5 protein-coding genes and 1 tRNA gene are annotated in these 8,386 nt (G+C 59.7%); 3 read left to right on the plus strand and 3 right to left on the minus strand.

Annotated features, from left to right (window positions below; translation table 11 throughout):
- Positions 1-104: 104 nt before the first annotated feature.
- Positions 105-1,385 carry an ATP-binding protein gene (locus C811_RS11735; RefSeq protein WP_016309848.1) on the minus strand — a complete coding sequence of 427 codons (1,281 nt, stop codon included), beginning with the start codon at positions 1,383-1,385 and terminating at the stop codon, positions 105-107.
- Positions 1,386-1,648: 263 nt separating this feature from the next.
- Positions 1,649-3,271 (minus strand): FAD-dependent oxidoreductase, encoded by a 1,623-nt coding sequence (locus C811_RS11740; RefSeq protein WP_016309849.1) that lies wholly within the window; start codon positions 3,269-3,271, stop codon positions 1,649-1,651.
- A gap of 220 nt (positions 3,272-3,491) precedes the next feature.
- On the opposite strand from C811_RS11740, the gene C811_RS11745 reads away from it, so the two are divergent.
- Together C811_RS11745 and C811_RS11750 are read left to right on the plus strand one after the other, a co-directional pair.
- Positions 3,492-4,976: a response regulator transcription factor gene (locus C811_RS11745; protein ID WP_016309850.1), complete on the plus strand. Its 1,485-nt coding sequence runs from the start codon at positions 3,492-3,494 to the stop codon at positions 4,974-4,976.
- A gap of 133 nt (positions 4,977-5,109) precedes the next feature.
- Positions 5,110-5,197 (plus strand) — tRNA-Ser (locus C811_RS11750).
- A gap of 253 nt (positions 5,198-5,450) precedes the next feature.
- On the opposite strand, the gene C811_RS0103720 is transcribed toward C811_RS11750, so the two are convergent.
- Positions 5,451-5,837 carry a CdiA C-terminal domain-containing protein gene (locus C811_RS0103720; RefSeq protein WP_016309851.1) on the minus strand — a complete coding sequence of 129 codons (387 nt, stop codon included), beginning with the start codon at positions 5,835-5,837 and terminating at the stop codon, positions 5,451-5,453.
- 518 nt (positions 5,838-6,355) lie between these two features.
- On the opposite strand from C811_RS0103720, the gene C811_RS11755 reads away from it, so the two are divergent.
- Positions 6,356-7,480: an IS1249 family transposase gene (locus tag C811_RS11755; RefSeq protein WP_016308716.1), complete on the plus strand. Its 1,125-nt coding sequence runs from the start codon at positions 6,356-6,358 to the stop codon at positions 7,478-7,480.
- The last annotated feature ends 906 nt before the right edge of the window (positions 7,481-8,386 follow it).

An 8,386-nucleotide genomic window follows, 5' to 3' on the forward strand; every position in this document is an offset into this window, starting at 1 on the left:
ATAGCGAACGAGAAGAGCACGGCCGGGGAGGGTCGGCCGCGCTCTTCCAAATCTCCGTCAGGCCGCGGCGGAGATCGGCAGCCTCGACAGATCCGAACGGAAAATCACGGCTTCAGGCACCCAATCGGCACCACGCAGACACCATCCTCACGACGATAGCCGTACTCGGTAGCTGTAACCACGAGCTTCACATCGGGAAGACGCAGCGGGACTTGCTTTTCCTTTTTGTTGTGCTCGGAAACAAGCCGCTCGATTTCAAGAAGATGCTTCGCTCCTTCATCAATCTCGCCTTCGCCGAGCTTAAATTCAACGAGCGCATACCGCCCATCGCCAAGATGGAGCACCGCATCGGCCTCCAATCCGTACCGATCGCGATAATACGATAGCTCGCCCCCGAGGGCAGAGGAGTAGGCCTTCAAATCCCTCATGCAGAGAGATTCGAAGAGGAATCCCAGCGTTTTGAAGTCTTCATTGAAATATGCCGGGCTCAACCCAAGCGCGGCAACGGCAACGGACGGATCCACCATATTCCGCTTCTTCGAAGCACGAATCGCTGTTTTTGATCTAATGGCAGGGCACCACGCGAGAACATCCTCGACAATATAAAGCTTCTCGAGCGCCTCAAGATAATCGTAGAACGTCGATTCGGACAGCTCCGCCGTTGCCCGCACATCACCATAGATTGTCTTCGTCTCTGCCAACGTGCATAGGTTTCGTGCATAGGAGCGCAGAATCGCCTCGACCCATCGAGGGTTTCTCTTCTGCCCATCTATGTTGGACATGTCAACAGAACATGTCTGGCGAAAAAGATCTTTGGCCACCGCCAGCTGCGAGCGCAGGGACGTGTTATTGACGGCATGCGGCCATCCGCCTCGGCATATCGCCACAATCAGCTCGTCGACAGAGAGCTTCGAAATGCAACCGTCGTAGCTCGACGGGTCGTCGAAAAGCGCTTTGAGAGAGACAGCGCCGTCCGACTCGCCGCTTTCGAACAAGCTCATCGGCTGCATCTTCATCGTTGATATGCGCAAGGTGCCTGTGTGCGGAGTCTCCACTTCTCGCGATGTCGATCCCGTAAGAATATAGAGCCCGTTCTTTTGCTCATCATCCACCGATTTGCGAACGGCACCCCACAGTTTCGGCGCGTCTTGCCACTCATCGAAAAGCCTTGGCTTCGGCCCCTCCAACAGCCGCGACGGCTGCATTCTCGCTACGGCAAGATAGTTGTCGCGCTTGTCCTCGTCCTGCAACTCCACAACACTGGCAGCTTTTTGCTTAGCGGTAGTGGTCTTGCCGCAGCCTTTAGGGCCCACGATGAGCGTGGCGCCGAAAGATTCCAGGCGAAGCTCGAGCTCTTGGTCTGCAATGCGACTGCGATACCGCATTATTGATCACTCCTTTAACAATTTCTATGCAATCATGGCATCTACGTTGTAGTTTACACTGAATTGCGGCATTTTATCGGAGAGATTTGCGTTACATTTCTGGACACATTTGCGTCATAAGAGCAACGTGGAGCATGCAGAGGGGCGAGAACGGAAGAGATAGAAGAGCGCGGCCGGGGAGGGTCGGCCGCGCTCTTCCAAATCTCCGTCAGGCCGAAGGCCCGAGGAGGCGATGATGATGCGAGTGCTGCTTCCGGCAGCCTTTAGGCTCCCAAGATCTCGGCGGCCACGTAGGCGCCCGAGCCCAGGGCCAGGCCCACCGAGGAGCCCTCGTTGGTGTAGTAGGGAACGCTGTACACGCTGCCCTGGTCGACGCCGGCCACGTACAGGCCGGGGATGGCCTTGTTCTCCTTGTCCACGGCGCGCAAGTGGCTGTCCACCTTCACGCCGCCGTTGGTGCCCCAGCAGCTGGGAACGTACTCGAAGGCGTAGAACGGAGCGGTCTTCACGGCCTTCAGGAAGTGCGGCTCCTTGCCGTACTCCTCATCGACGCCGGCCTCGCAGAAACGGTTGTAGCTCTCCACCGTCTTCTCGAGTGCCGGCAGATCGAAGGCCGCGGCGATCTCGGCGATGGAGTCGGCCTTCACGGCCCAGCCCTGCTCGATGGCTTCCTGGAGGTGCGCCTCGCCGTTCTCGGGCGTCACGTTGTAGTAGCCCGCCTCAGGACCCGCAATCCAGGCCTCGGGCTCGCCCAGATAGGCGTAAATGCCCTCGTTCTGCACGGCCTGGTAGTAGTCGTTGTCCATGATGACGTAGGCCTTGCCGGCACGCAGCAGCGCCTCGCCGCCCACCGCCAGCGGAAACTGGGCGATCTTGCCCTCGCTGATGAAACGCTCGCCTACCGGATCGGTGTACAAGCCGCCGAACAGCCAGTAGCCTAAGTGCTCGTTAGTGTTGTGCCAGTCTTCCGTGAAGGGGCTCGTGGTGGCCTTCGACACCGCGCCGCACTCGTTGCCGAGCACTGCGAAGTTGCGATCCCATGCGCCGCCGGCATCGAGCACCATGTTGATGCCCGTGCCGTCGGAAAGCGTGCTGCCCAAGGGAAATACCGTCGTGTTCAGCTTCTCCAGCTGCATCTCCTCGTTGCCGCCGAAACCGCCGGTGCACACCACCACAACCGGAGCCATAACATCGATGCCCGCGTCGGTCTGCACGCCCTTCGCGACGCCATCCTCCATGATGATCTTCTCGCCTCGCGTGCTGTAGAGGAACTCGCCGCCGTGGGCCTCGATATCAGCCACGATGGGAGTCGTGCGACCCTCGCCGTCTTCCATGAAGAAATGGCGGCCGCGGAAGCCCACGCCGTAGGTGTCGGGGATGAGCTCCATGCCAATGCCGAGATCGAGCATGGTATCGATGGCCTCACCGGTATGCGCCAGGCAGTTGCGCAGCAGCGCACTGTTCACCGAACCGCGCGAGAAGTCGTTCATGTAGGTGAAGATCTGGTCCAGGGTCACTGTGGCGTTCTCCTGCGCCTGGAGCTTCGTCTCGCAGGCCGTAGGGCCACCGCACATGGAGAAGTTGGAAATGGCCGCCGAGGGGCCCGCCTCGATGACGACGACCTTCTTGCCGCCACGCGCCAGATTGAGCGCTGCCATGAGGCCAGCCGCGCCAGCGCCGACAATGGCCACATCGCACTCCTTGGTCTCGCTGCCCTCCTTGCGCGCGATACCTGCCGGGGCCGCCTCGCCCGTCTCGCCGAGCGCTTCAGGGGCGGCTCCCGCACCCGACGGCTGCGGCGCGCAGCCGGCGAGTCCAGCGCCTGCAGCAAGCGCGCCAAGCGCACCGAGACCGAGAAAAGAGCGGCGATCCATTGCTTGAGTCATGAGTTTCCTCCTTCGAGTCCTCCCCCGCAGCCAGCGCTTGCGCGTCCTGCCAGCTGCGGCATTTGCAAGGAGCACTTTAGGCGCAGAGGCGTCAGCGTACATCGCCGCAAAGAGAGGCGATGGCTCCGAACTGGGCATTCTTTGTTAAAATCACCGTGCTGAGGTGATGGCCCCCGCAAGGTTTTCCCGTATGGTAGGCACTGCAATTGAAGGAGGGATCGTGGCAGAAGGAGCATCGCGACAATCTGCGACCGTTCTCGAGCGACTCGACGCGCACCTTCCTGCGCGCCTGCTCGGATTCGGCCTCATCTATGCCTGGGGCATCTGCCTGTGGGACATTCCCCTGCCAGCAAGCGCGCATGCGAATGCCCTGCAAACCGATCCCGCGTGGTTTCTCTCCGCCCTCTTGACGCCCCTTGCCTGCCTCGTTATCGCCCTTATCGGACGGCAGCGCGAACTCTCATCGCTTCCGGGCGTTACCGTGGCTGCGCCGTTGCTCTGCTCGATTGGAAGCATCGCCCTCATCGGCTGCGGATATACATCGGGCTGGGTTCACGGGTTGTGCACGCTCGTTGCCGGGGTGGGCACGGGTCTCGGCCCCGCCTTCCTTGTCATTTTATGGGGCTGCCTGTTCGCCCGCATCAGCACGTCTATCGTCGAGACGATGATCCCCGCCTCGTTTGTGGCCACGCTCTTGGGAGCGCTTGTTGTTCCGGAGCTGCCGCCCCTGCCCGCCGGCCTGATCGTCACGCTGCTGCCCATCGCCTCGGGGCTTCTTCTGGCCTTGTCGCGGCGCAGCCTGGATATGGGCGCGATCCCGCCCGAAGACTCCGCGGACATCAAACCGCTGACCGTCGGCCCCTTCACGGTGCTGCGCATGGTAGTAGCGGTTTTCGTGCTCTATACTCTCGGTTGCGCTGCGCCGGCCATGTCGTCGGTGTCGCTCTCGGCAACCATCGACGCCTACGCGACGGTCATCGGCATGTTGTTCGCCGTCGCCCTCTCCGTCTGCATCGTGCTGTTCTCGCACCGCGTGAACGTCGCGGCGCTTTACCGATGGATCACCGTGCCCTTCGTTGTCGGCCTGGTTATCATCCCTCTGTCGAGCGAGACCGCCGCTTTCATAGCGCGAGTGCTGCTCAACACCATCTTCACGGGCATCGAGATCATCTCCATGCTCTATTTCATCCGCCTTTCCCAGCGCACCGCACTTTCAACGAGCTTCTACGTAGGGCTGGGAGCGGGCGCTGCCTACGGTGGCGTTTTCGTCGGCTACGGCATGATGGGAGCCCTTCAGGAGTTGGCTGCAGATACCGCGAGCGCCACCTTCGGATGCCTTGTTATGCTCGGACTGTTCTCGCTCACCTCGCTGCTCGTACCGCGGCATGACGCCACCTTGGAGGGAAGCGCCGCGCCGGACGCGGAAGCCGGCCCGAAGGAGGCGGGCGAGGGGGCGCCCGTTGCCACGTCCTACGCCTCCGAGGTCGACGCGGTCATCGAGCACCGCAGCGCCGTGGCGAAATCCTTCGGGCTTTCCGCGCGCGAGACCGATATCTTCCTGCTTCTGGCCCAAGGTCGCAGTCGCCCCTACATTCGCGATTCGCTGTACTTGTCGAAGAACACGGTGGCCACGCACATTCGGCACATTTACGAGAAGCTGGGCATTCACTCCCAACAAGAACTCATCGACCTGGTAGAGAGGTAGGCTTAGAACCGACGAGCGGCACTGCCTTCGCGACCCGGTTGCGAGATTTGGCGCACGGCGCGACGGCGCATGTGGTATGCTTTTCCCGCTTCATTGCGGCAATGCGAAGGTCGCGTTGCGCTTCACCGAACGCGGAGGCGTGTCCGAGTGGCTTAAGGAAGCAGTCTTGAAAACTGTCGTGCCGAAAGGTACCGTGGGTTCAAATCCTACCGCCTCCGCCATGTTTTTCTAGGTCAAATCAGGGAATTTCAGAGTTTTCAAATGCAAACCTTGCAGCGTAGCCGTTTGCTTTCCCCGAATGCAACGTTTTCCGCACGAGTTGGCACAAGCCCGCTCCCCGTTGACACGCTAGCGATTGGCCTCACCGAATAGCGGCCGTAGAATGAGGGTTACGAGCACAAAAAGTAAAGCACCGACGATGGTGTAGGTGGACACCATGCCAGTGCTTTTCTGACTGCAAGGATAATCGCGCCTCTACTTTATGTCAATGACTTCCCGCTTCTTGTTCACAAAAACCAGCCTCCTGATCTGCCGGATGGCTTCGGCCTGCTTCCTGAGCTCTCGCTCGATCTTGAAATCAGGGACGCCCTTGATCCGCCTAGAGTCGAAGATGATGTTCCGGGACTGCCCCAGGGCGCTACGGAGGGTCTTGCGGACTTTGTCCATATCGGAACTCTGGGGAGACTTCATCTCCCACCGCTCACCGTCAACGACAACGTCGGGAGTGCGGATATGGTCGCCCTCTTGGCGCCGAAGGAACCGCACGGTCATGCCTGAAGCGGCGAGAGCCTCGGCCGTGCGCTCCTCGTGCGGCCAGACATCGACACCGGGCTCGATTATGATTACGCCTTTGCTCTTCATGCCCCTATTGTATACCCAGGGCTGCCTCTCAGCCGGCGATATGCCAGATATCCACGCTGCACCGCGAGTTCGGATGCCGGCCACGCCCGCTATCGTCTCAGAGGGGCTTGAGGGATCGACCAACCTGGAATCGATCGCGCCGATCTTACCCCACATGAACAACGACGGGGAGCCACTTATGGTGATTATGCGGCCTAACGAGAAAATCGGGTACGAGGCGGAGACAGTAGATACCAACCATCTGGCAAGCATCTGCGGCAAGAGGAACGCCGGCAACTTCTCGCGACCTACCGTAGAGCAGGGGAGCTGATCTACGTGGATAAAGAAAAATCGGGTTAATTCTCAAAAGGTGTGTCTAAGAATCATACATTCTCCCAGATCATATAGCTCTTTTTAGGTCAAAAAGTTGGTACGGCCCAACTTTTGGGAGTCTCAAAAAGTGTGTCCGGCTTGCTCTTGACGTCCCTGTTCAGACATTCTTTTCCCAAAGAAAAGTTGAATCTGGACGGGAGCTTGGTGTGGACAATCCAAAGTGCGGCGCATGCGGGGCATCGATGAAGAGAAACGGCAAGACCGAAGCGGGTGCTCAGAGGTGGCGCTGCAAGTCCTGCGGGGCATCCAAAACCCATCGGATAGACAATTCCGCCAAGCAGCTTAAGGCATTCCTCGGGTGGCTCATGGGTAAGGGCTCGCTCAAGGAACAGAGGTGTTCGAAGGCGACCTTCGAGCGTCGGGCGCAGAGATTTTGGTCCCTTTGGCCGCTGCCGGACTTTGCCGGTGAGGTCCATGATGTCCTGTTCGTTGACGGGATCTATATCTCCAAACGGCTCGTGGTGCTTATCGCCTGCACCAAAAGGCATGTTGTGGCATGGCATCTGGCCGAGAGCGAGTGCTCGGCATCCTGGGCGGCCCTCATGGCCAAGGTGGCGCCTCCGACCATGGTGGTCACCGATGGCGGATCGGGCTTCAAGAAAGCGGCGAAGGCGATATGGCCCGACACCTCGGTACAGCGCTGTCTCGTCCATGTGAGGAGGCAGGTAATACGCAGGACGACCATGCGCCCGAAGCTCGACTGCGGCCGGGAACTGCTCGATCTTGCCCGCGCCCTTCCGAAGATCAAAGGAGCGGATGGCGCAGCGAAGTGGCTGGCGGATTATGCGGAATGGTGCTCCAAATGGGAGAGGTTCCTGCGTGAATTCACCTTGAAGGACGGCCGCAAACAATACGTCCACGAGCGTCTCAGGAGCGCGCGGCATTCCCTCAACGGTCTCGTCCGGGACAGGACGCTGTTCACGTTCGCCGAGATGCAGGAGAGTCTGGGAGGAGTATGGGACTCGACCAACAACGTGATCGAAGGTGGCGTCAACGCCCAGATTCGACTCATGCTTCAACATCATCGGGGACTTACAACCATACGCCGTGCCAAGGCTGCGTTTTGGTGGTGCTATCTGCACTCCGAGTACAAAGTCGGTGAAGCGGAAATGCTCAAGACGATGAAGACGGACGAAGAGGTCGCAGGGCTGTTCATGCTCGCCACCAATAGATCAGAGCACGAAGATGGGGCGCCTGATGAACATGGAACATCTCTGCCGGAATGGAGTGAGATGAGAATGAGTGGATCAAAGGAGACGGGTTGGTTCTAGACAGTAGTGAATAATACGCCTAGACACACTTTTTGAGACCTAACCCGAAAAATCGGAAGAGCTGGCATCCCAAACGCGGCTCCAATTGCCGAGTGGGGAAGCAGATCTCCCGCTGAACGGCATTATACGACGCTCAGAAATCATTGACAAGGCGGAGGACGGGGCAACGCGCAAGCAGTCGACCGCTCCGCCAGCGCCACGGCCGTCGCGGAAGATGCCCCCGGGATGATGCACCTCGACCGAGCCCGCGCGGCAGGGACATGCGAGTTTGAGCACTAGTCAGAATGCCACTGCTCCAAAACCTGCTCCTCGTCGATGCCGACGTACTTGACAGCCGCCGTGGCCGGGGGGCTTGAACCGATACTCTTTCACAGCCTTCCCCCTTTCATCGGGTGTATACTGCTCCAAACCAAGGGACGCGGAACCGAACCGCGCCCCTCGGGGTCTCAAGCCCGCTCGCTCGGTTCTCCATCGGGGGCGGGTTTTTTTGTGCCCCCAGCCCTCCCCACCGCAAGCCGTAGGGGGCATAGGAGCACCCCTATATTCAAGGGCGCGCGTCTCCGAGAAGAGCTGGTAGACGAATAGCATGTCGAGCATCTAAACAACGTGCGAATTTCATACCCGAGCGGGCTGGCGTAAAAGAATTTGCCCGCCGAACTTCCAACACTCCGCCCAACAACGCTTGCACCCTTCCCGCAGAGAGGAGGCTTCATCGCTGCCGTGGCGCAGACCGCCCCACTGTCTCAATCCACGCTCCCCTTGCGGGGAACGACGAGGCTCGACTCGAGATCCTCGTACTGGGTCCCATTTCAATCCACGCTCCCCTTGCGGGGAGCGACGAGGCTCGACTCGAGATCCTCGTACTGGGTCCCATTTCAATCCACGCTCCCCTTGCGGGGAGCGACG

The organism is Adlercreutzia caecimuris B7, from assembly GCF_000403355.2.
Taxonomy (GTDB): Bacteria; Actinomycetota; Coriobacteriia; order Coriobacteriales; family Eggerthellaceae; genus Adlercreutzia; species Adlercreutzia caecimuris.

Excerpts from the sequence above, each read along its gene's own strand:
- C811_RS11735 (WP_016309848.1), bottom strand. The coding sequence starts at position 1,385 with ATGCGGTATCGCAGTCGCATTGCAGACCAAGAGCTCGAGCTTCGCCTG.
- C811_RS0103720 (WP_016309851.1), bottom strand. The coding sequence starts at position 5,837 with ATGAAGAGCAAAGGCGTAATCATAATCGAGCCCGGTGTCGATGTCTGG.
- C811_RS11740 (WP_016309849.1), bottom strand. The coding sequence starts at position 3,271 with ATGACTCAAGCAATGGATCGCCGCTCTTTTCTCGGTCTCGGTGCGCTT.